Origin of the sequence: Arthrobacter sp. PM3 (assembly GCF_003352915.1) — a bacterium.
Taxonomy (GTDB): Bacteria; Actinomycetota; Actinomycetes; order Actinomycetales; family Micrococcaceae; genus Arthrobacter.
Genome location: NZ_CP022314.1, coordinates 4329498 through 4350352 on the forward strand (window position 1 = coordinate 4329498; position 20855 = coordinate 4350352).

At 69.5% G+C, this 20855-nt stretch carries 20 protein-coding genes; 7 read left to right on the forward strand and 13 right to left on the reverse strand.

Going from position 1 to position 20855, the window contains the following annotated elements; translation table 11 throughout:
- Positions 1 to 107 precede the first annotated feature (107 nt).
- On the forward strand, positions 108 to 1340 hold the full coding sequence (locus CFN17_RS19670) for a DNA recombination protein RmuC (RefSeq protein WP_208749337.1): 1233 nt from the start codon (positions 108 to 110) through the stop codon (positions 1338 to 1340).
- A 62-nt stretch (positions 1341 to 1402) separates the two neighbouring features.
- On the opposite strand, the gene CFN17_RS19675 is transcribed toward CFN17_RS19670, so the two are convergent.
- Together CFN17_RS19675 and CFN17_RS19680 are read right to left on the reverse strand one after the other, a co-directional pair.
- The gene (locus tag CFN17_RS19675; protein WP_208749338.1) at positions 1403 to 2491 is read right to left on the reverse strand and encodes a 4-hydroxy-3-methylbut-2-enyl diphosphate reductase; all 1089 of its coding nucleotides are present in this window, start codon (positions 2489 to 2491) and stop codon (positions 1403 to 1405) included.
- A gap of 9 nt (positions 2492 to 2500) precedes the next feature.
- The gene (locus tag CFN17_RS19680; RefSeq protein WP_208749339.1) at positions 2501 to 3361 is read right to left on the reverse strand and encodes a hypothetical protein; all 861 of its coding nucleotides are present in this window, start codon (positions 3359 to 3361) and stop codon (positions 2501 to 2503) included.
- 242 nt (positions 3362 to 3603) lie between these two features.
- Between CFN17_RS19680 and xseA the strand changes: the two genes are divergently transcribed.
- On the forward strand, positions 3604 to 4905 hold the full coding sequence (gene xseA, locus CFN17_RS19685; protein WP_208749340.1) for an exodeoxyribonuclease VII large subunit: 1302 nt from the start codon (positions 3604 to 3606) through the stop codon (positions 4903 to 4905).
- A 49-nt stretch (positions 4906 to 4954) separates the two neighbouring features.
- Positions 4955 to 5188, forward strand: a complete 234-nt coding sequence (locus CFN17_RS19690; protein WP_208749341.1) for an exodeoxyribonuclease VII small subunit — start codon at positions 4955 to 4957, stop codon at positions 5186 to 5188.
- A 62-nt stretch (positions 5189 to 5250) separates the two neighbouring features.
- On the opposite strand, the gene CFN17_RS19695 is transcribed toward CFN17_RS19690, so the two are convergent.
- The 9 genes from CFN17_RS19695 to CFN17_RS19735 all read right to left on the reverse strand — a co-directional run bounded on the left by CFN17_RS19695 (position 5251) and on the right by CFN17_RS19735 (position 14250).
- Positions 5251 to 6105, reverse strand: coding sequence for a polyphosphate kinase 2 family protein (locus tag CFN17_RS19695; protein WP_208749342.1), 855 nt, complete (start codon positions 6103 to 6105; stop codon positions 5251 to 5253).
- Positions 6106 to 6174: 69 nt separating this feature from the next.
- The gene (locus CFN17_RS19700; RefSeq protein ID WP_208749343.1) at positions 6175 to 7395 is read right to left on the reverse strand and encodes a pyridoxal phosphate-dependent aminotransferase; all 1221 of its coding nucleotides are present in this window, start codon (positions 7393 to 7395) and stop codon (positions 6175 to 6177) included.
- A 119-nt stretch (positions 7396 to 7514) separates the two neighbouring features.
- The gene (locus CFN17_RS19705; RefSeq protein WP_208749344.1) at positions 7515 to 8480 is read right to left on the reverse strand and encodes an ABC transporter substrate-binding protein; all 966 of its coding nucleotides are present in this window, start codon (positions 8478 to 8480) and stop codon (positions 7515 to 7517) included.
- Positions 8477 to 9223, reverse strand: a complete 747-nt coding sequence (locus CFN17_RS19710) for an ABC transporter permease (protein ID WP_208749345.1) — start codon at positions 9221 to 9223, stop codon at positions 8477 to 8479. The genes CFN17_RS19705 and CFN17_RS19710 overlap by 4 nt, the downstream gene beginning before the upstream one ends.
- Complete coding sequence (locus tag CFN17_RS19715) at positions 9220 to 9951, reverse strand: ABC transporter permease (protein WP_208749346.1); 732 nt, start codon at positions 9949 to 9951, stop codon at positions 9220 to 9222. Before CFN17_RS19715 ends, CFN17_RS19710 begins: the two co-directional genes overlap by 4 nt.
- A complete protein-coding gene (locus tag CFN17_RS19720) occupies positions 9951 to 11072 on the reverse strand; it encodes an ABC transporter ATP-binding protein (RefSeq protein ID WP_315968640.1) in 1122 nt (373 codons plus the stop codon). Before CFN17_RS19720 ends, CFN17_RS19715 begins: the two co-directional genes overlap by 1 nt.
- A gap of 238 nt (positions 11073 to 11310) precedes the next feature.
- Positions 11311 to 12486, reverse strand: coding sequence for a ribosome small subunit-dependent GTPase A (gene rsgA / locus CFN17_RS19725; protein ID WP_208751611.1), 1176 nt, complete (start codon positions 12484 to 12486; stop codon positions 11311 to 11313).
- A gap of 378 nt (positions 12487 to 12864) precedes the next feature.
- A complete protein-coding gene (locus CFN17_RS19730) occupies positions 12865 to 13320 on the reverse strand; it encodes an NUDIX hydrolase (protein WP_208749348.1) in 456 nt (151 codons plus the stop codon).
- Between the two features lie 3 nt (positions 13321 to 13323).
- Positions 13324 to 14250: an N-acetylglucosamine kinase gene (locus CFN17_RS19735; RefSeq protein ID WP_208749349.1), complete on the reverse strand. Its 927-nt coding sequence runs from the start codon at positions 14248 to 14250 to the stop codon at positions 13324 to 13326.
- A gap of 82 nt (positions 14251 to 14332) precedes the next feature.
- On the opposite strand from CFN17_RS19735, the gene CFN17_RS19740 reads away from it, so the two are divergent.
- The gene (locus CFN17_RS19740; RefSeq protein ID WP_208749350.1) at positions 14333 to 15376 is read left to right on the forward strand and encodes a nitronate monooxygenase; all 1044 of its coding nucleotides are present in this window, start codon (positions 14333 to 14335) and stop codon (positions 15374 to 15376) included.
- 96 nt (positions 15377 to 15472) lie between these two features.
- Here the strand turns inward: CFN17_RS19740 and CFN17_RS19745 are convergent, their stop codons facing one another.
- Positions 15473 to 16489, reverse strand: a complete 1017-nt coding sequence (locus CFN17_RS19745; RefSeq protein WP_208749351.1) for a LysR family transcriptional regulator — start codon at positions 16487 to 16489, stop codon at positions 15473 to 15475.
- A 110-nt stretch (positions 16490 to 16599) separates the two neighbouring features.
- Between CFN17_RS19745 and CFN17_RS19750 the strand changes: the two genes are divergently transcribed.
- The gene (locus CFN17_RS19750; RefSeq protein WP_261792285.1) at positions 16600 to 17922 is read left to right on the forward strand and encodes an MFS transporter; all 1323 of its coding nucleotides are present in this window, start codon (positions 16600 to 16602) and stop codon (positions 17920 to 17922) included.
- Here the strand turns inward: CFN17_RS19750 and CFN17_RS19755 are convergent.
- Entirely contained in the window at positions 17912 to 19057 is a 1146-nt protein-coding gene (locus CFN17_RS19755; RefSeq protein WP_208749352.1) for a PLP-dependent aspartate aminotransferase family protein, read from the reverse strand. The genes CFN17_RS19750 and CFN17_RS19755 overlap by 11 nt on opposite strands.
- A 151-nt stretch (positions 19058 to 19208) precedes the next feature.
- Here CFN17_RS19755 and CFN17_RS19760 point away from each other — a divergent pair, with 151 nt between their 5' ends.
- Together CFN17_RS19760 and CFN17_RS19765 are read left to right on the forward strand one after the other, a co-directional pair.
- A complete protein-coding gene (locus tag CFN17_RS19760; protein ID WP_208749353.1) occupies positions 19209 to 19706 on the forward strand; it encodes an Lrp/AsnC family transcriptional regulator in 498 nt (165 codons plus the stop codon).
- Positions 19707 to 19777: 71 nt separating this feature from the next.
- On the forward strand, positions 19778 to 20855 hold a 1078-nt coding region (locus CFN17_RS19765; protein WP_208749354.1), incomplete at its 3' end, for a transposase.

Sequence of the window (20855 nt, forward strand, 5' to 3'; positions counted from 1 at the left end):
CGGCGGCGGACCGCCGCGCGGCCGGAGCGGGCCCGTCCCGGGGCGGGATCGGGGTTGCTCCGGGTGGCGCGGCGGAAACTGTCACAGGGGCATGCCACAGTGAAGCCATGGATGCTTTTGCACTGATTCTCGCCCTGTTCATGCTGCTCGCCGGTGCCGTTGCCGGCGCCGCCGTCGTCTATGTCCTGCTCCGCCGGCGCTACCTTGCCGTGGAGCAGGATTTCGACGGCGTATCGGCCCGCCTTTCCGACGTCAGCGCCCAATTCGCCGCGGCCGACGCCGAACGGCGCCTGCTCGCGGCCCAGAACAAGGAACTGGGCGAATCCCGGAGCCAGGACGGCAGTGTCCTGCGGGCTCTGGCGCCGGTGGCGGAGAAGCTCACGGCCGTGCAGCAGCAGGTGTCCCTGCTGGAACGGGACCGGCTGGAGCAGTACGGACAGCTCGCCCAGCAGCTGCAGGAGGCCCGGCTGTCCGATGAGCAGCTGCTGCGCTCGACGCATGCGCTGGAGTCGGCTTTGCGTTCCAACAGCGCCCGCGGCCAGTGGGGTGAAGTCCAGCTGCGCCGGGTGGTTGAGGCGGCCGGCATGCTGCGGCACGTGGATTTCCACGAGCAGGTCCACAGCGGCCAGGCCCCCGGCGGCACGGACGGCAGCCTCCGGCCGGACCTTGTGGTGCAGCTGCCCGGCGGCAAGCAGCTCGTCGTCGACGCGAAGGTGCCCCTGGCGTCGTATCTGGCCGCCCAGGACCTCGGCGCCTCGCAGCCGGGCCGGGAGGCCCCGCAGCCCGGCGGCCAGCAGGCCCACCTCGCCGCCCATGCCAAGGCCCTGAAAGCCCATGTGGACGCGCTGGGCAACAAGAAGTACTGGGACATTCCCGGCAACTCGCCGGAGCTGGTGGTTTGCTTCCTTCCGGCGGAGTCCATCCTGGCCGCGGCACTCGCGGCGGACCCGGCGCTGCTGGACCACGCGCTGTCCAAGAACGTCGTCCTGGCCTCGCCCGGGACCCTGCTGGCGGTACTGAAGTCCGTGGCGTTCACGTGGCGGCAGGACGTGCTGACGGACAGCGCCCGGGAACTCTTCGAACTCGCCCGGCAGCTCTACGACCGCATGGGCACCCTTGGGGAGAACGTCGCGAAGCTCGGGTCCTCGCTGAAGACCTCTGTGGAACGGTACAACTCGATGGTCGGGACCCTCGAGGCGCGGGTGCTGCCGACGGCCCGGAAACTGAATGCCCTCGAGACCGCCGGTCTGGCCACTCCGCCGGCCGTCGAGGTCACTCCACGCGCGGTCGCTGCCCCGGAACTGCAGCCGCGCGATACGTCGGAAGAGTCCGCGGCTTAGACCTCCGGTTCAGGTCTCCGGCCCATGCCCGGAGACCTGAACTGGAGACCCGAACTGGAGACCTACGACTGCCCTGGCCGCGCGCCGCGCCCGCCCAGGGCGCGGGAGACGTCGCCGGCCTGCTTCAGGGTGGCCCGCAGTTCCTTCGGCAGGGAGAAGAGCAGGTCCTCCTCGGCCGTGACCACTTCCTCGACGGATCCGTAGCCGTACTCGGCCAGGAGCCGGAGCACGTCCTGGACGAGCACTTCCGGGACAGAAGCGCCCGAGGTCACACCAACGGTGGCGACGCCCTCGAACCAGGCCTCGTCAACCTCGTTGGCGAAGTCCACGCGGTAGGAGGCTTTGGCGCCGTATTCCAGCGCGACTTCCACGAGGCGGACGGAGTTCGAAGAATTGGCGGAGCCCACCACGATCACGAGGTCGGCCTGGGGCGAGATCTTCTTGATGGCCACCTGGCGGTTCGTGGTCGCGTAGCAGATGTCGTCGCTGGGTGGATCCTGCAAGGTGGGGAAGCGCTCTTTGAGGAGACGGACGGTCTCCATGGTCTCGTCCACGCTGAGGGTGGTCTGGGACAGCCAGATGACTTTCTCCGGATCGCGGACGGTGACCTTGTCGACCTCGTGTGGGCCGTTGATGATCTGGATGTGCTCAGGCGCCTCGCCGGCGGTGCCTTCCACTTCCTCATGGCCGTCGTGGCCGATCAGCAGGATGTCGAAGTCGTCCTTGGCGAACCGGACGGCTTCGCGGTGCACCTTGGTGACCAGCGGACAGGTCGCGTCGATGGTCCGCAGCCCGCGGTCCTCGGCGGACTGGACGACGGCGGGAGAGACGCCGTGCGCGGAGAAGATCACCAGGGCACCTTCGGGGACCTCGTCGGTTTCGTCGACGAAGATGGCGCCCTTGTCCTCAAGGGAGCTGACCACATGGACGTTGTGCACGATCTGCTTGCGCACGTAGACGGGCGGGCCGTAGTGCTCCAGGGCCTTTTCCACCGCGATGACGGCCCGGTCAACCCCGGCGCAGTAACCGCGCGGGGCTGCCAGCAGGACCTTTTTGGGGCCGGCGACGGGGGCGGCCGCCAGCACGTCTTCCGGTGAACGCCGCCGGCGCGGAACGGATGGCATTGGAACGGAAACAGCGGTGGTGGTCATGCACCCATGCTACCGGTGCTCGGTGTTCACCCGTTTGCGCCCTCCGGCGGCGCGGACGGCGAGTCCCGTGACCAGCAGGGCCGCTCCGGCCACGGCGGCGGCGATGATCCACTGATCGAAACCGGCCGAACTTGCCGCGACAAACTCGTTCTTGAACGCCTCTGCCACGGCGGTGCCGCTCGTGGTCCCGAGGACGGCGCTTCCGGCGGCGTCACTAGCCAGTTTCCAGATCCCGGCGAGCACCAGCGTCCCGGTGCCGATGCCGGCCAGCACGGCCCACCGGCGCCGCGCCGCGACAAACGCCAGGGCGAACGCGATACCGGCACCCACGGCGACGGCATACCCCATCGGGGCGTAGGCGGTGACGCGTTCGATCAGCTGGCGCTGGTTGGACTGGCCGATGTGGATCATCACCTGCCCGGGCGCCTCCAGCGGCAGGCCGGCGGCGTCCGAAACCTGCTTGGTCACGAGCCCCGCCAATGGCGCGACATCCAGGGTGAGTGACGACGTCGCGTCGGCTTCCGGCGGCAGCGTCGACGGGTCGGCGAACGTGAGGCGGTGGCTCCTGCGCAAAGTTTCCGCCCAGGCGTCGGAGTAGCCGGGCAGGCCGGTGAGCGACTGTGCGGCGTTCTCGAGGACCGGGCGGGCCAGTTCGATGAGGGGCTCAGGTATGCGCCCGCCGGACACGAGGCTGTCGACGGCGGCCGTGGCCAGCCGCTGCTGGAACGCCGGATCCTTGCCCAGCGGCGCGGTCAGGGCCACGAAGCCGTCCTCCTGGACGATGTTTCGGTCCACCCACATGGCCGGAACGGCGACTGCCGTCATCAGGAGCCCGATCAGTACAGCGGCGGCGGAGACAAAAGTGCGCAAGGAATTCCTAGGAGTCGTTGGGATGCTTCCCATCCTATGGCGGGTCCGGCATGGCCATAAAGTCGGGCCCCGGTGGTAGAGCTATGGATAGAGTTGCAAGAGACAATTTCCGGCTGCCGGCCGGCCTTCCCTGCCCCGGGAAGCGCCGGCGGCGGTCCCGCCACGGCAAAGGACACGCACGCAAATGCACCAGGCCTTCCATCAGGCACTCCGGCAGACACCCTCCGCCACGGAGCCCGCGCATGCCTGAGGACGTACAGGCGGCCACCACGCTGCCGGCGACCGCGGCCCAGACGAGCCCGGACAACCCCTGGCCCCTGCAGCTGCTGTCCCAGAAGCTGAAGATGCATATCGACCGTGCGCCCTCGGCGTGGGTCGAGGGGCAGGTCATCGAGCTGAACCGGCGGGGCAGCAATGCCTACCTGACACTGCGGGACATCGACGCCGAAATTTCGTTGCCGGCGTCGGTCTGGACCACGGTGCTGGACCGGCAGGACGCTCCGCTGGAACGCGGTTCCCGGGTCGTGGCCCTGCTCAAGGCCGAGTTCTGGCTCAAGACGGGGCGGCTGAGCATGTCCGTGAAGGACATCCGGCCCGTGGGCCTCGGCGACCTCCTCGCCCGGATCGAGCGGCTGCGCCAGGCCCTGGCCGCAGAGGGCCTCTTCGCCGACGCCCGCAAGAAGCGGCTGCCGCTGCTCCCGCACCGGATCGGCCTGATCACCGGCCGCGACTCCGACGCCAAGAAGGATGTGCTGCGCAATGCGGCCCTGCGCTGGCCGGCCGTGGAGTTCGAGGTCCGCGAAGTCGCAGTCCAGGGCAACACCGCCGTCGCCCAGGTGATCGCGGCACTGCGGGAACTCGATGCCCGCCCCGAGGTCGACGTCATTGTCATCGCCCGCGGCGGCGGTTCCCTGGAGGACCTGCTGCCGTTCAGCAACGAGGAGCTCATCCGGGCCGTGGCCGGCGCCGCAACGCCCGTGGTGAGCGCCATCGGGCACGAGGCCGACCGGCCGATCCTGGACGACGTCGCCGATCTCAGGGCCTCCACCCCCACCGACGCCGCCAAGCGGATAGTTCCCGACGTCGCCGAGGAGCTCGCCCGGGTCCGGCAGGCACGCGACCACCTCCGGCGCGGGGTCACTCGGCTGGTCGAACGCGAGGTCGACCGGCTCGCCGCGCTGCGCTCCCGGCCGGTGCTGCTCTCCCCGGACGTCATGATCACCCAGCGCCACGACGACGTCGAACGGCTCAAGGTCCGCTCGCACTCGGCCGTCAGCACCGCCGTCGTGCGGGCCGCCGACCAACTGGTCCACCTCAAGGCCCAGGTGCGGGCGCTTTCCCCGCAGAAGACGCTGGACCGCGGCTACGCGGTGGTCCAGCTCGCCGTCGCCGGCGCCGCCCCGGGCACCCGCCGGGACGTGGTGCGGGACCCCGCGCAGGCCCCCGCCGGCACGGACCTGACGGTCCGGGTGGCTGGCGGCCGGTTCAGCGCCCAATCCACCGGCAGCGAGTCCACCGGCAGCCAGGAACCCGCCGGGGACTGACCCGGCGGATATCAACCATCAGACCCAGCAACAGCCAAGGAGCACCCGCATGGCAGCAGAACCCACCCCCAACGCCGACATCGAGGCACTGAGCTACGAGGACGCGCGCGAACAGCTGGTCGGCGTGGTCGGCAAACTGGAGGCCGGCGGCGCCAGCCTGGAGGAATCACTCGCGCTGTGGGAGCGCGGCGAGGCCCTGGCCAAGCGCTGCGAGGAATGGCTGGAGGGCGCCCGCAAGCGGCTCGCCGCGGCACGCGAACAGGCGGCCGAGGAGGGCCAGTAAACGGCCCGTGAGGGGCTACCCGCCAAACACGATCCGTCGGGACTATAGGGCGGGACAGCGGCTCAGGACCGCTGCACCAGCTCGCGTTCCATGTCGACGTCGAGGTCCGGAACCGGCCACTGCAGCTTCAGGCTTTCGAGCGCTTCCAGGAGCAGCTGCTGCACCACGATACGTGCATACCACTTCTTGTTGGCCGGGACCACGTACCACGGCGCCTGCTCGGTACTGGTCTTGTCGAAGGCCTTCTGGTAGGCGTCCATGTAGTCGGCCCAGAAGGCCCGCTCCTTGAGGTCCGTGCTGCTGTACTTCCAGAGCTTGGCGGGATCGTCCAGCCGGGCCACAAGTCGCTGCTTCTGCTCGTCGCGGCTGATGTGCAGCATCACTTTGACGATCTTGGTCCCGGCCCCCGTCTGCCGGGCCTCAAACTCGTTGATGGCACGGTAGCGGCGCTCCAGCTCCTCGGGGCTGGCCCAGCGGTGGACGCGGTGGATCAGGACGTCCTCGTAGTGGGAGCGGTCGAAGACGCCCACCATGCCGGCCGCCGGCACTTCCTTCTCGATCCGCCACAGGAAGTCGTACGACTTCTCTTCCGCAGTGGGTGCCTTGAAGGCCTTCAGCTGGACACCGTGAGGATTCATGGCGCCCATGACGTGCGTGACAATGCCGCCCTTGCCGGCGGTGTCCATGGCCTGGAGGATCAGCAGGATCCGTTTGGTGCCGCCAAACCGGGACTCGGCGAAGAGCTGCTCCTGGAGCCGGGCGAGCTTGTCGTCCATCTTGTCCAGCAGTTCCTCGCCGTCGGGCTTCTCGCCGTCGTAACCGGGGGTCGAATCGGGGTCCAGCGCTTTGAGGCTGAACCCCTTCCCGACCTTCAGGAGTTTCGAGGGGTGTTCATCGAATGTCGTGGAGCCTGCCATCAGCATCCCTTTCCGGTCGACGCAGCCCGGGCCGCGGGGCGAAAGCCCCTTTGCGCTGCTGACCGAAGCCTAGTTCCCCTTGTACCGGCTCAGGAAGTCCGCCATCCGGTTGATCGCTTCCTCAAGGTCCTTGACGTTGGGCAGCGTCACCATCCGGAAGTGATCCGGCCGCACCCAGTTGAACGCCCTGCCGTGGGAGAGGAGGATCTTCTGCTCCCTGAGCAGGTCCAGGACGAATTTCTCGTCGTCGCGGATGTGATAGACCTCCGGGTCCAGCCGCGGGAACAGGTACATGGCCCCGCGGGCCTGCTGCGTGCTGACGCCGGGGATGGCGTTGAGCATGTCGTAGGCCTTGTTCCGCTGCTCCAGAAGGCGTCCGCCGGGCAGGATGAGGTCGTTGATGCTCTGGTAGCCGCCGAGGGCGGTCTGGATGGCGTGCTGGGCCGGCACATTGGCGCAGAGGCGCATGTTGGCGAGCAGGTTGATGCCTTCGAGGTAATCCGCGGCAGCCTTCTTCGGCCCGGAGATGGCCATCCAGCCGGCCCGGAATCCGCAGACCCGGTACGCCTTGGAGAGCCCGCTGAAGGTCAGGCACAGGACGTCGTCGCCCGTGAGCCCGGCGAGGTTCACGTGGACCGCGTCTTCGTACAGGATCTTCTCGTAGATTTCATCGGCGAAGATCACCAGGCCGTGTTTCTCGGCCAGGGCGACGATCTTCTTCAGCGTCGCCTCCGGGTAGACGGCACCGGTGGGGTTGTTCGGATTGATGACCACGATGCCCCGGGTGCGCGGGGTGATCTTCGCTTCCATGTCCTCCAGGTCCGGCTGCCAGCCGGTCTCCTCGTCGCAGAGGTAGTGCACCGGCCGGCCGCCGGCCAGCGCCACCGAGGCAGTCCACAGCGGGTAGTCCGGGGTGGGGATGAGGACCTCGTCGCCGCCGTCGAGCAGGGCCATCAGCGACATCGTAATGAGTTCACTGACACCGTTGCCCAGGTAAATGTCATCGACGTGGATGTTCTGGATGCCGCGGGTCTGGTAGTACTGCGAGACGGCGGTCCGGGCGGAGAAAATGCCGCGGGAGTCGCTGTAGCCCTGGGCGTGCGGCAGGTGGCGGATCATGTCCACCAGGATCGCGTCCGGCGCTTCAAAGCCAAACGGGGCCGGGTTTCCGATGTTCAGTTTGAGGATCCGGTGACCCTCCGCCTCCATCTGCTGGGCGGCCTGAAGAATCGGTCCACGGATGTCGTAAAGGACATTATGAAGCTTGGTGGACTGCTTGAATTCTGCCATTCATCAAATATGCCATATGGCGGATGTACTTCCGCTGAGACATGACTCACAGGCCGACCCGGCAGTAACAACGGCACCGGCGGCCCGGCACGCGTGCCCGGCCGCCGTCGCCGTTCCGGCTACTGCTTGACGATCCCCTTCTCCTTCAGCCAGGCGTCCGCGGCATCCTTCGGGTTCTGCTTCTGGCTGCCGCTGACCGCACGGTTGAGGTTGATCAGGTCCTCGGTCGTGAGGACCTTGGACACGCCGTTCAGGGCTTCCTTCGCCTTGTCCGTCATTTTGGCCGTGTTGTACAGCGGCAGGACCTGCTGGGCGATGAAGTTGTTCTTCGGGTCCTCCAGCACGACGAGGTCGTTGTCCGGGATGGACGGGGTGGTGGTGTAGATGTCCGCCACCTGGACCTGGTCCGAGAGCAGGGCCTTGAGCGTGACGGCGCCGCCGCCGTCGCTGAACGGCTCAAGCTTCTTGGGCACGCAGTTGTAGTTCTTAGCCAGGCCGGGCAGCCCGTACGCCCGCTCGGCGAACGTCGCCGGCGCGCCGATGACGAGATCGCCGCAGACCTTCGCCATGTCTTCGATGGACTTCAGCTGGTACTTCTCGGCCGTGGCCTTGGTGACCACCATGGCGTCCTTGTCCTCGGCCTTGGCGGCGTCCAGCACGGCCAGGCCCTGCGGCAGCTTGGTCGGGAGGGCCTTGGCGATGTCCTCGGCGGAGACCTCAGTGGCGTCCTTGTTCACGTGCAGCAGCAGGTTGCCGCTGTAGTCGGGCACAACATCCACCGACCCGTCCTGGACGGCCTTGAAGTAGACCTCGCGTGAGCCGATGTTCGGCTTGGTGCTGGCCGTGATGCCGGCGGCGTTCAGGGCACCGGCATAGACCTCGGCCAGGATCTGGCTCTCCGGGAAATCAGCGGAGCCGATCACCATCGCTCCGCCTGACCCGGACGCCGCGCCGCTGCTGGCCGGGGCCGTACTCAGCGGGTTGGACGAACCGGCACAGGCGGACAGTGCCATGGCCAGGCCCACGCCGACGGCCAGGCCGCCGAATGCGCGCCGGCCGAGGGCTCGTTGACGGGATTCCTTCATGTCGTACCTCCTTGAACAGCAGTCCCCGGGAGTGCGGGGTCTGTGAGATCAACCGCAGCCTGCTGGCTGCGGTTCGGCTGGGAAGAGGCGCCCCGTGGAAGGAACAGCCTCTGAATCAGGGCAAGGACAAGGTCGACCGTGATCGCCAGGACCGCGATCAGCAGGGAACCGCCGAGCATCTGCGGGAAGTCGGAGAGCACCAGCCCGTCAAACAGGTACCGGCCCAGACCGCCCAGGTTGATGTAGGCCACCACCGAGACGGTGGCGATGACCTGCAGGACCCCGGTGCGGAACCCGCCGTACATGACCGGCAGCGCGTTGGGGAACTCCGCACGGAACAGCACCTGCATTTCGGTCATGCCCATGGCGCGGGCGGCGTCCACCACGTTGGCGTCCACGCTGGCGATCCCGGCGTAGGTGCCGGCCAGCAGGGGCGGGACGGTCAGGATCACAAGCGCCCAGATCGGCGGCATCAGCCCGATGCCGGCCAGGAGGACGAAGAGGGTGAGCAGGCCCAGCGTGGGCAGCGCGCGCAGGGCGCCGGCGGCGGCCACAATCACCACCCGGCCGCGGCCCGTGTGCCCCACGAACAGTCCCACCGGCACGGCGATCGCTATTGCGATCAGCATCACCAGGCCGGTGTAGAACAGATGCTCGACCAGCCGCACCGGAATCCCGGCGCTGCCGGACCAGTTCGCGGGATCGGTCAGCCACGCGACGGTGCCCGTGACGACGTCGTTCATGCGTTGCCCCCTCCGCTCTCGGGATGCGCCAGCCGCAGGGCCGCCGCGGCGCCCGTGCTGGTCTTCGCCGGGCCGGCGCCTGCACCCGGGACCGCCGCCGCGCGGGCCCAAGGGGTCAGCAGCCGTTCGAGCACGACCAGGACGGTGTCCATCAGCAGGGCGAGGATCAGGATGGCCACGATGCCCACCACCACTTCGGTGACGAAATCACGTTGCAGGCCGGCGGTGAACAGCATGCCGAGATTGCCGATCCCCAGCAGGGCCGCGACACTGACCAGCGAGATGTTGCTGACGGAAACCACGCGCAGGCCGGCGAAGAGCACCGGCAGGGACAACGGGAGGTCAATCTGCAGGAACCGGGCCAACGGTTTGAAGCCCATGGCGACGGCGGCCTGCCGCAGGTCCTCGTCCACCGAGTCGAAAGCATCCAGCGCGGCGCGCACCAGCAGGGCCACCGCATAGATCGTCAGTGCGACCACCACGTTGAGCGGATCAAGGATCCGGGTGCCGAGGATCGTGGGCAGGATGATGAACAGCGCCAGCGAGGGGATCGTGTACAGCAGCGAGGACCCCGTCAGCACCACCGACCGGACCCCCCGCTTCTGCCGGGCCAGCTGGGCCAGCGGGACGGCGATGATCACCCCGAAGATCATCGGCAGGATGGCCAGGACGAGGTGCTGGGCGGCGAGGCCGAACACCTCCGCGCTGTTGGCCAGGAACCACTGCATCAGAGCACTCCGTGCCGGGCGTTACGGTCCGACTCAATCACCGCGAGGACTTCGGCGGCGACGATAACCCCGGCCGCCCGGCCGTCGTCATCGACCGCCACCCCGAGGCCCGACGGCGAGGACAGCGCCGCGTCCAGGGCACGGCGGAGGGTATCGCCCTTGCGGAAGAGGGAGCCGCCGGGAACAATCGCCGGGCCCGCTCCGGCGGAGGACCCGGAGCCGGCACCGGCACCGGGCGCGGCCCAGCCCAGGGGGCGGAGCCCGTCGTCGACCACCAGCTGCCAGTCCCCGGCGCCGCCTTCCTGCCGGAGCTGTTCGGGCGTGACGGAACGGACGGGGTGGATGGTGACGCCGTCGGACGGGCTGAAGGCCAGGTGCCGGAACCCCCGGTCACGGCCCACGAAGGCCGCGACGAACTCGCTCGCAGGAGCGCGCAGGATCTCCTCCGGGGCGGCGTACTGCGCCAGCTTGCCGCCGGCGCCGAAGACGGCCACCTTGTCCCCCAGGACGGTGGCCTCGTCGATGTCGTGGGTGACGAAGACGATCGTCTTGGCCAGGTCGTGCTGGAGCCGGAGCAACTCCTTCTGGAGTTCATCGCGAACCACGGGGTCCACGGCACTGAAGGGTTCGTCCATGAGCAGCACGGGAGGATCGGCCGCGAGCGCCCGCGCCACACCGACCCGCTGCTGCTGCCCGCCGGACAGCTGGGACGGGTACCGTTTGGCAAGCGAGGAGGCCAGCCCCACGACGTCGAGCAGTTCCTGCGCCCGCGTGCGGGCCTCGGCTTTGGACACCCCGTTGAGCCGGGGGACGGTGGCGATGTTGTCCAGAACGGTGCGGTGCGGCATCAGCCCGGAGGACTGCATGACGTAGCCCATGGAGCGCCGCAGCTGGGGCGCCGGCACGGAGGCGATGTCGGCCCCATCCACCGTAATGACGCCGGATGTGGGCTCCACCATGCGGTTGATCATCCGCAGGGACGTCGTCTTTCCGCAGCCGGACGGCCCGACAAAGACCGTGATGGCGCCTTTGTCGATGGCCATGGTCAGCCCGTCAACGGCGGCCTGGCCGCCCTGGTACTGCTTTGTGACGTCTTGGAACTCGATCATGGCTTCGGCCATTTCCGGGCTTACCTAACTGTTGGGGCAACATCGAACTGACCAGCCTACTGTTCCTCAGTGTGCTGGCCATAAAGCAGCTAGCACTTAGACTAACCAGCACTTGTGCCAAAGTCATGGAAATGCGGACAGCGGAGCCGCTGCTTCCCCAGGGCTTCGGAAGCACGGCGGTGCGGGATGGGTGGCGCACCGGAACCTTCCGGCGCGCCGCCTGTCCCGTAGCGGAAAGGGGGGCGGCCGATCAGCGCGGACGCCGCCGGCTGTCCTTGCCCCCGCCCCTGCCGCCACGGCCGCCCGGGTTTTCGTGCCGGTCCCGGTCGGCCGACCGCTGGCTCTTGCCCGCCACCGCGATCTTCTGGTGCCATTCGCGCTGGTACGCGCGCCGGGCAGCCGCGTCGTGCCGGCGCGCCAGGGCTGCAAGCTCGCGCTGCAGCTTCTCGTAGCTGGCCCAGCGCCGGCTGTCGAGGACGCCGTCGGCCAGCGCCGCCCGGACCGCGCAACCGGGCTCCCGGTCGTGCGCGCAGTCGGAGAAGCGGCATTGTCCGAAGAGTTCCTCGAGGTCTCCGAACATCTCCTCCATGCCGTCCTCGGCGTCGAAAAGGCCAAAGCCCCGCACTCCGGGAGTGTCCATCAGCACCGATCCGCCGGGCAGCGGCACCAGTTCCCGGGAGGTGGTGGTGTGCCGCCCCTTGCCGTCGCCGGCCCTGACCGCTCCCGTTTCCTGGGCCTCGAACCCGACGAGGGCGTTGATCAGCGTGGACTTCCCGGCGCCCGAGGGGCCCAGCAGCACCAGGGTGCCGCCGGGCGGCAGATGCGCAAGCAGCGCATCGAGGCCGTCGCCGTGCTCGGCCGACGTGGTGACGACGTCGACGCCGGCGGCCTGGCGCACGACGGTCCCGACGACGTCGTCCGCCACATTCGCGAGGTCCGCCTTCGTGATGATCACCAGCGGGACGGCACCGGAGTCCCAGGCCGCGACGAGGGTACGTTCCAGGCGGTTGTGCGTGAGCGGACGGTCCACCGGAACAACGATCCCGACGACGTCCATGTTGGCGCCGAGCACCTGCGCTTCCGAGGACGCCTCGAAGGCGCGCTTGCGGCTCAGTACCGACCGGCGCGGCAGGACGCCCGCGATCGCCGGTTCCCCCGCCGTGTTCCGGCCGATCCAGACCCAGTCCCCGGTGGCCGGCAGTTCCCCGCCGAAAGGGTAGGGCAGGTGCGCGGTCCCGCCGCCGTCGGCGACCAGGACGCGGTTGCGGTCCACACGGATGACGCGGCCGGGGCGGCTGCCTCCCGGCACGGGATGGGCAGCGAAACGCTCCGCGACGGCCGCCGTGTAGCCATACCGGACGGGACCGGCCGGGGTGCCGGCAGGCGCGCCGGCGGTAGTGGTGTCAGTAGTGGTGTCGTGAGTGATGTCGTGGGCGCTGCGGGCGCCCGGAATTGCGGCATGATTGGTCAACGGAAACCCTTTGATGGGGCCCCGTGCTGCGGCGCCTGTGCGCGGTTGCGGCGGACGTGCCGCCCGAGCGGGAAGACCGGCCCTGGAGGCTAGCCGGCGCCGTGGGACGGGGCAGGAGAAACATGGCTGGTGTCGGTGCGCTCAGTGCTCAAAAACACGGCGCTCAGAAATATCGCATTCATTGCTTCCACCTCCCCGTCGTGGACCGGTTGCCGCGGCCGGAACCGCATGCCCCGCCTGATACCCCGCCTGTTGCCCTGCCTGTTACCGTGCCTGCGGGCTGCTCCCGGCGGTGCGTCCAGAATAGCCAAGGGGCGCCCGGCTGGCTAGGAACTAGCCGGAAAGTTTTCCGTTCAGCGGCCGCTCGCGGTACAGGCGCAGTCCGGCGTCCACGAGCGAAACCCGGTTCAGTCCGGCCACGGCGTCCAGCGGGATCCAGGCCGCGTGGGTGGTGCTCCCGTTGACCTCGTGGCGCAGGTCCCCGCCCGTGATCGTGGCTTCGTAGACGAGCCGCAGCGACTGGAAGTCCCGTTCGCCGCCGTCGAGCCGGACCTCGGAGGGCCAGTGACCGACGTCGATCCCCAGCATGGCGCCGATCTCGGCGTCGTAGCCGGTTTCCTCCTCAATCTCCCGGCGGCACCCGTCCACGGGGTGCTCGGCCAGGTCCAGGCCGCCGCCGGGCAGCGTCCAGCCCTCGCGTCCGTCCTGCTTCCAATACGCCAGGAGGATCTCGGCGTCGCGGATGATCACCGCATAGGCGGCGGGCCTGGTGTCGAATTGCATGCCCATCCCCTACGCCTGCTCCGCCACCAGCTGGGGCACCCCGAACACGGGTTCCTGTGCCAGGATCCGGACGTCGGTGATCCCGGCGCCGGCCAGCGCCGCCCGGAAGGATTCCTGCAGCCGCGGCACGTTCATGCCGAGCCCGCTGCCCAGGATGACGGGGCCGTCGATGCCGAGCTGCCTGACGGTCTGCTCCGCCAGGGCGGCGAGGTCGCGTCCGGCCTGCTCCACGAGGGCCTGGCTCGGTGCATGGCCGGCGTCGGCGGCTTCGACCACGAGCCGGGCCTGCTGGGCCCAGAAGCGGCGCCCGGTTGCGGGCGAGTGGAACAGGGCGATCAGCTTGTTCGGGTGGTCCACCCCGCAGGACGCCAGCAGGGCCGTGGTGAGTTCGTCCGGCGCATGGCCCTGGTTCATCCGGCGCAGGCTGTGGCGGACGGCCTCCCGGCCCAGCCAGTAGCCGCTGCCCTCGTCCCCCAGCAGGTAGCCCCAGCCTCCGGCGCGGGCTTCCTCGCCGCGGCCGTTCCTACCCCACGCGGCGGAGCCGGTGCCGGCGATCACGGCGACGCCGGTGCTTGCGCCGCCGGCCGCGAGCAGCAGCCGGGAGTCGTGGACTACGGTAATCCGGGCGCCGGGCACGTGCGGGGCGATCAGCGCGGCGAGTGCCGCGGCGTCGTCGTCGGTGTCGATCCCCCCGGCGCCGGCGTAGACCCGGGTGACGTCTCCCCCGCCGATGCGCGCGAAGAGCTCCGCAAGGTTGCGGGCCGCTTCTTCGGCGCTGACGTTCTGGACGTTGGAGCTCCCCACCGACTCGTCGGCCACGGGCACGCCGCCCTCGAACCGCACGCCGCGGGTCTTGGTGCCGCCGATGTCCAGCCCGATTACGGTGGTGGAAGATGGAACAGAGTCCGCCGCCGGCGGGTTGTCAGTGGTAGTCACCCGAACAGATTACTGAATCGCCGCACGTTACTGAATTGCCGCTGATTTGCCGCCCGTTACCGAAACGCCACAGGAGCCAGCAATGCCGCACGACCTCTTCGGCACCGCCGTGATCGCCGCGCCCATGGCGGGCGGGACGTCCACGCCCGCGTTCGTCGGGGCCGTCCACCGGGCCGGCGGGCTTGGGTTCCTGGCCGCCGGCTACAAGAGCGTGGCAGCGATGCAGGCGGAGATCCGCGCCGCACGGGACGCCGGCACCCGGTTCGGCATGAATGTGTTTGTCCCGGATCCGGCCCAGCTGGCACCCTCCGCGGCGTTGCTGGCCGAGCTTGCCGAGTACCGCCGGCAGTTGGGCCCGGATGCCCTGCGGTACGGTGCGGAGCTCCCCGCGTTCCGGCTGGACGACGACGACCAGTGGCAGGGCAAGATCGATGCCCTGCTTGAAGATCCCGTCGAGCTGGTCAGTTTCGCTTTCGGGCTGCCGGGCCCGGACGTCGTGCGGTCCCTGCAGCGGGCGGGATCCGCGGTGCTGGCCACCGTCACCACTGCGGCCGAGGCCCGGCAGGCGGCCGGACAAGGCGTGGATGCCCTGGTGGTGCAGCATGCCAGCGCCGGCGGACACAGCGCGGCGTTCCTGCCTGCCCCCGCGCCCTTCTCCGCCGCCTCGATCCGGCAAGACGGCACGACGGCGGAGCTGCTCGCGGAGGTCCGGTCCGCCGTCGGCCTTCCGCTTGTGGCCGCCGGCGGGGTGATGGACGCCGCCGGGCTGGGCGCCGTACTGCGGGCGGGGGCAGCGGCAGCCCAGCTGGGCACCGCGTTTCTGCGCACCGACGAAAGCGGTGCCCGGCAGCTGCACAAAGATGCCCTGGCCGACCCGCATTTCACCCGGACCCGGCTGACCCGCGCATTCACCGGCCGGCAGGCCCGGGCCCTTGAGAACGACTTTGTACGGCACCACCCCGGAGCGCCGGAGGCCTATCCGGCGATCCACCACCTGACGGCCCCGCTCCGGGCAGCCGCAGCCGCGGCCGGGGACCCGGAACGGCTGAACCTGTGGGCGGGGACGGGCTGGCGGCAGGCACAGCCCGGTCCCGTGGCCGGCGTCGTTGCGCGCCTGCTCGGCTGACCCGGCGTCGACTTCGCCGGAACGTCCCGAAGTCGCCGTTAGTTCCCTGCGACTCGGAAAGCGTCCGGCTACTTCGGCGGGCCGGGGTACCCGGGCTCAACTGCCCGAGCGTCCGCGCACGAACCCGGCCAGGAGCTCCGGCCCGTCGCGGAGCACGAGTTCGCGGAACAACCGCACAGGCTCGGGTTCGGCATCGGGCCCGCCGTGCCGGGACGCCGGTACACGCCAGGCGAGCCCGATCTCGCGGAATGCCAGCGCCGAATCCAGGGGAATCTCCACCCACCCGGGGATGCCCTCGTCACCGGCTGCCGGACCCGGTTCCGCCGCCGGTTGGTGCCGGCCCGGTGCGGCGCCGCCGGGCGGCAGGATGCTGACGCCGAGACCGGCCGAAACGAGGCCGCGCACGGTGTGCGAGTCCTGGCTCTCGAAGGCAATCCGGGGACGGAATCCTGCTTCCCGGAACAGCGCTTCGGTCAGCGAGCGCATGCCGTAACCGGTTCCCATCGCCACGAAGGGCTCCTGCCGGATGTCGGCGACCCGGGCCCGACGGCGGCCGGCCAGCGGATGCCGGTGCGGGACCACCAGGCGGAGCGGCTCCCGGTAGAGCGCTGCCGAGCCGATGCTCCGGCCCGGCGCGGCAACCGGCGCCGTGAGCGCGAGGTCCGCGGAGCCGGCGGCGAGTTCAGCGAGGCACCAGTCCCGGGCCCCCTGGCTGAGGTCAAAGGACGTCTGCGGATGCCTGCTGCGGAACGCGCTGATCAGCAGGGGCAGCATCGCCTCGCCAAAGGTGTGCTGAAAGGTCACGGCGATCCTGCCGCGGACCACTTCCGATTCGTGCCGGACAAGGTCCAGACCCGCCTGGAACTCCTGAAGCGCGGCATCGATGTGGGGCAAAAGGGCCTTCGCGGCGGGAGTCAGCCGCACGCCGCGGCCGTCCCTGACCAGCAAGTCCGTTCCCACGATGGCGCCGGCACGCGCCACCGCCCGGCTGACCGTCGACTGCGGCACGCCCAGGATCTCCGCCGTCCCGGTGATGTGCTCCGTCCGCCCGAGTTCTGCCAGCAGCGGCAGGAGCGGCAGCAGCTGCACCAACTGTTTGTGCTCTATGTCCATGTCCGCCTCACCCCTGGCCCGTCACCCACCGAAACCGTTCCATATTTGCTTTCTATCCTATGAAAATCATGCATTGGAAGCATCCATTACCGGGGTTCTAGGCTGAGATCATGCCACGTCTCTCCACGCCCCGCGGCGCCGGTCCCACCCCCAGTCCCAGCCCCGGTCCCGGTCCGGCGCTCCGAACTGCAGCCGGGGCTGCTGCGTGGGCGGGCCACCCGAAGGGGTCCGTGGCCTACCGACGGATCCTCGCCGGACTCGCGTTTGCCGGCGTCGCAACCTTCGCCCAGCTCTACTCCACCCAGGCGGTGCTGCCCATCCTCGCCGCGGATCTGGAGGTCTCGGCCGCCGAGGCCGCGCTGACGATCTCGCTCGCGACGGTGGGACTGGCCGTAACGGTCCTCCCCTGGTCCTTCCTCGCCGACCGGATCGGCCGCGTCCGGGCCATGATGTGGGGTATCAGCGCCGCGACGGTCCTGGGCCTGATCGTCCCCCTGGCCTCCAGCTTCCCGATGCTGCTGGGACTGCGGATGCTGGAGGGAATGGCTCTGGGCGGCATCCCGGCCATTGCGATCGCGTACCTCAATGAGGAGGTCAGCAAGGCCCACGCCGCACTGGCCGCCGGAAGCTATGTTGCCGGTACAACTCTGGGCGGATTGGCTGGCAGGCTTGTGGCCGGACCGGCCGGCGAACTGTGGGGCTGGCGGGCCGCGGCCCTGGCCGTCTCCATCCTGGCCACGGCGGCAGCCGTCCTGTTCCTCGTACTCGTGCCGCGCGCGCAGGGGTTCGCGGCCGCGGCGGCAGGCGGCTTCCGCGGTGCCGTGCGGACGCTGGCCGGCCACGGCCGGAATCCGCGGCTGCTGGCCCTGTACGTCCAGGCGTTCCTGCTGATGGGCGGCTTCGTGGCCGTCTACAACTACCTCGGGTTCCGGCTCTCGGGGGCGCCGTTCAGCCTCCCGGCCACCGCGATCAGCCTGATCTTCCTGGCCTACCTGTCCGGAACCGCCTCGGCCCGCTGGGCGGCCGGGCTGACGGTGCGGTTCGGCCGGCGCAGTGTGCTGATCGCCGGGACGGCGCTCATGGCCGGCGGCCTGGCCCTGACGCTCACGCAGTTGCTGGTCCCGATCCTCGTCGGGCTCCTGGTTTTCACCGGCGGCTTCTTCGCCGCGCACAGCATCGGCTCCGGCTGGACCGGCGTGATCGCCACGGCGGGCCGGGCGCAGGCCGCCTCGCTGTACAACCTGGCCTACTACCTCGGCTCCAGCGTGCTCGGCTGGGCCGGCGGACTGGTGTTCCAGCAGCTCGGCTGGACGGCCCTTGCCCTGACCGTCATCGGGCTGGCCGGCGCGACGGCGGTCATGACCGCCGTCGCGCATCCGGCGCCCGCGCCCGCCGGCCCGGCGCCGGCGGGCCGCGGACTGCCTACCGCGTAGTCTCGATCGCCTGCACGAGATCGGCCACGATGTCCGCCGGATCCTCCAGCCCCACCGAGAGCCGCAACAGGCTGGCGTGCGGCTTGGCGGCGGCCTCCACCGGCCGGTGGGTGAGGCCGGCCGGGTGCTGGATGAGGGTGTCGATGCCGCCGAGCGAAACGGCATGGGTGATCATGCCGACGGCCGCCGGGATCCGTTCGGCATGCTCGGCGCCGGCGAGCTCGAAGGCCATAAGCGATCCCGGGCCGGCCATCTGGGTGCCGATGATCCCGGCCGGGTCGCATTCGGCCAGGCCCGGATAGTACACGCGTTTGACGAGCCCGTGGCCGGCCAGGGCAAGGGCGACCTTTTCCGCGCCGGCCTGCTGGGCGCGGACCCGGACAGGAAGCGTCGCCAGCCCGCGGTGCAGCAGGTAGGCCGGCCACGGGGTCAGGATGCCGCCGGTCACCGCCCGGATCCGGCGCAGCCGGGCGGCCCACCCGGCATCCGCTGCCACCACGCCGCCCATGGCGTCGCCGTGGCCGCCCAGGAACTTCGTGGCACTGTGCAGCACCAGGGCGGCACCGTGCGCGAACGGCTGCTGCAGCACCGGGCTGGCGAAGGTGTTGTCCACGAGCACAGGAACGCCGTCCGCAGCGGCGGCCACCCGGGCGATGTCAACGAGTTCGAGCGTGGGGTTCGCCGGCGTCTCCAGGATCACCAGGCCGGTGTCCGGCCGCAGGGCCGCGCGGACGCCCTCCGGCGTCGTAAACGTGACCTCGTTGCCGAGGACGCCGGAAGCGAGCAGGTGGTCGCTGCCGCCGTAAAGCGGCCGCACGGCCACAACGTGCTTCTTGCCTGCCGCCACCGCGGCAAGCAGCACCGCGCTCAGCGCCGCCATGCCTGAGGCAAAGGCCACGGCTTCGGGCGTGCCTTCCAGGACGGCGACGCCGGCCTCGAAGCGGGCGACCGTGGGGTTCCACAGCCGCTGGTAGACCGTGCTTTGTCCCGCCGTGTGCGAACCGCCGGTGGCCATGTGCTCATAGGCCAGCCCGCCGTCGTGCACCGAGCCCAGGGGCGCCGTGGTGGACAGGTCGATGGGCACCGCGTGCACCCCCTGCTCCGTGAGCCAGTCCCGGCCTGCGTGAACCGCCATTGAATCTTGAGAGAGCACCCTTACTCCTTACGAATATTCGCCATTGAATTCCGCAAGTATCTGGCAATAATTCGTGGTTTTGTAGAGGTTCTGAATGGAACTGCTGGATTCCGCCGATTATGATGAACGCATAACACTTCAAGGAGGCCCCGTGAACAGCAGTGCGAAGAATGTTCGGCCCGGCGCCGGCGAGCCGCTGGACGCGGTCGACGAGCGACTGCTCGCCGCCCTCGTCGCGGATGCCCGGATCTCGAACAAGCAACTGGCGGAGCTCGTGGGGATCGCGCCGTCGACGGCCCTGATGCGCACCCGCGCCCTGTCCGAGCGCGGCATCATCGAGGGCTTCGAGGCCAAGCTGAGCCTCTCGGCGATCGGGCGCTCCGTCCAGGCCCTCATTGCCGTCCGGCTGCGCGCCCACGACCGCGAGCAGATTGACCGTTTCACCTCGCGGGTGCCCAAGCTCCCGGCCGTGCTCTCGACGTTCCATACGTCCGGCTCAGTGGACTACCTGCTGCACATTGCCGTGGCCACCACGGAGGACCTGCGGGACTGGGTTCTGGACAACCTGGCCACGGACCCCGTGGTGGGCCACACCGAAACCACGTTGGTGTTCGACCACATCCAGGGCAATCACGGCCCGCTGCCCTAGGAGACTGCTGAATTAGTCGCGGGGCGGGCGTGTCCGCTGGACTGGTGGGCCTGGTGGTTAAGACTGGTCTTATGCAGGGACGCGAGGACGCGCAACGCGGGTATTTGGACGTGGAGGCGCTGGCCGGGGAGTTGTTGGCTCCGGGCAGCGTCTTCGCGTTTCTGCCCAGTCATCGGGGGCGGTTGTTTCCGGATTCAATGATGGAGGACCTCTTCCCGTCGCGGAGGGGCCGGCCTTCGGTTCCGGCGCCGGTGATCGGGTCGGTGCTGGTGCTGCAGGCGTTGCAGGGCCTTTCAGACCGGGAGACCGCGGAGGCGTTGACCTATGATCTGCGCTGGAAGGCCGCGTGCGGGTACGGGCTGACCGACACGGCGTTCCATCCGAGCACGCTGACGTATTGGCGGCGCCGTCTAGCCGGATCGGGAAATCCGCACCGGATCATGGAGGCCATCGCGGAGGTCGTTGCCGAGACCGGAGTCCTGAAGGGCAAGCGGCCGCGGGCGGTGGACTCCACGGTCCTGGACGACGCGGTGGCCAGGCAGGACACCATCACGCAGCTGATCGCCGCGGTCCGCCGCTTCGGCCGGGACGTTCCCGGCGGCCAGGACCTGGTCAGCGTCCACGCGAAGGGGTATGACTACACCCGCACCGGCAAACCGGACATCGCCTGGGATGACCCGGACGCCAAAGACGGACTGATCTGCGTGCTGGTGACCGATGCGTTGGCGCTGCTGGCGGTGGTCGATCCCGAAACCCTGGAGGGCAAGGCCGCTGATGCGTATGCGCTGCTGGCCCTGGTCGCCGGGCAGGATGTCGAACCGGCCGAGGATTCGGACGGCACGGACGGGCGGTGGCGGATCGCCCGGAAGGTCGCCCCGGACCGGGTCATCTCCACGGTGGACCCGGATACCCGGCACGCGCATAAGACCCAGTCCCGCCAGCAGGACGGCTACAAAGCCCACATCGTGATCGAGCCCGACACCGGGCTGATCACCGCCGCGGAACTGACCAAGGCCTCCGGGCCGGAGAACAGCGACGGGACCGTCGGCGCCCGGCTCCTGACCAAGGATCCAACGATCAGCGGGACCGGTGTCCAGGTCCTGGCCGACTCGGCGTACGGGTCCGGGGACATGCTCGCCGCTCTCGCCT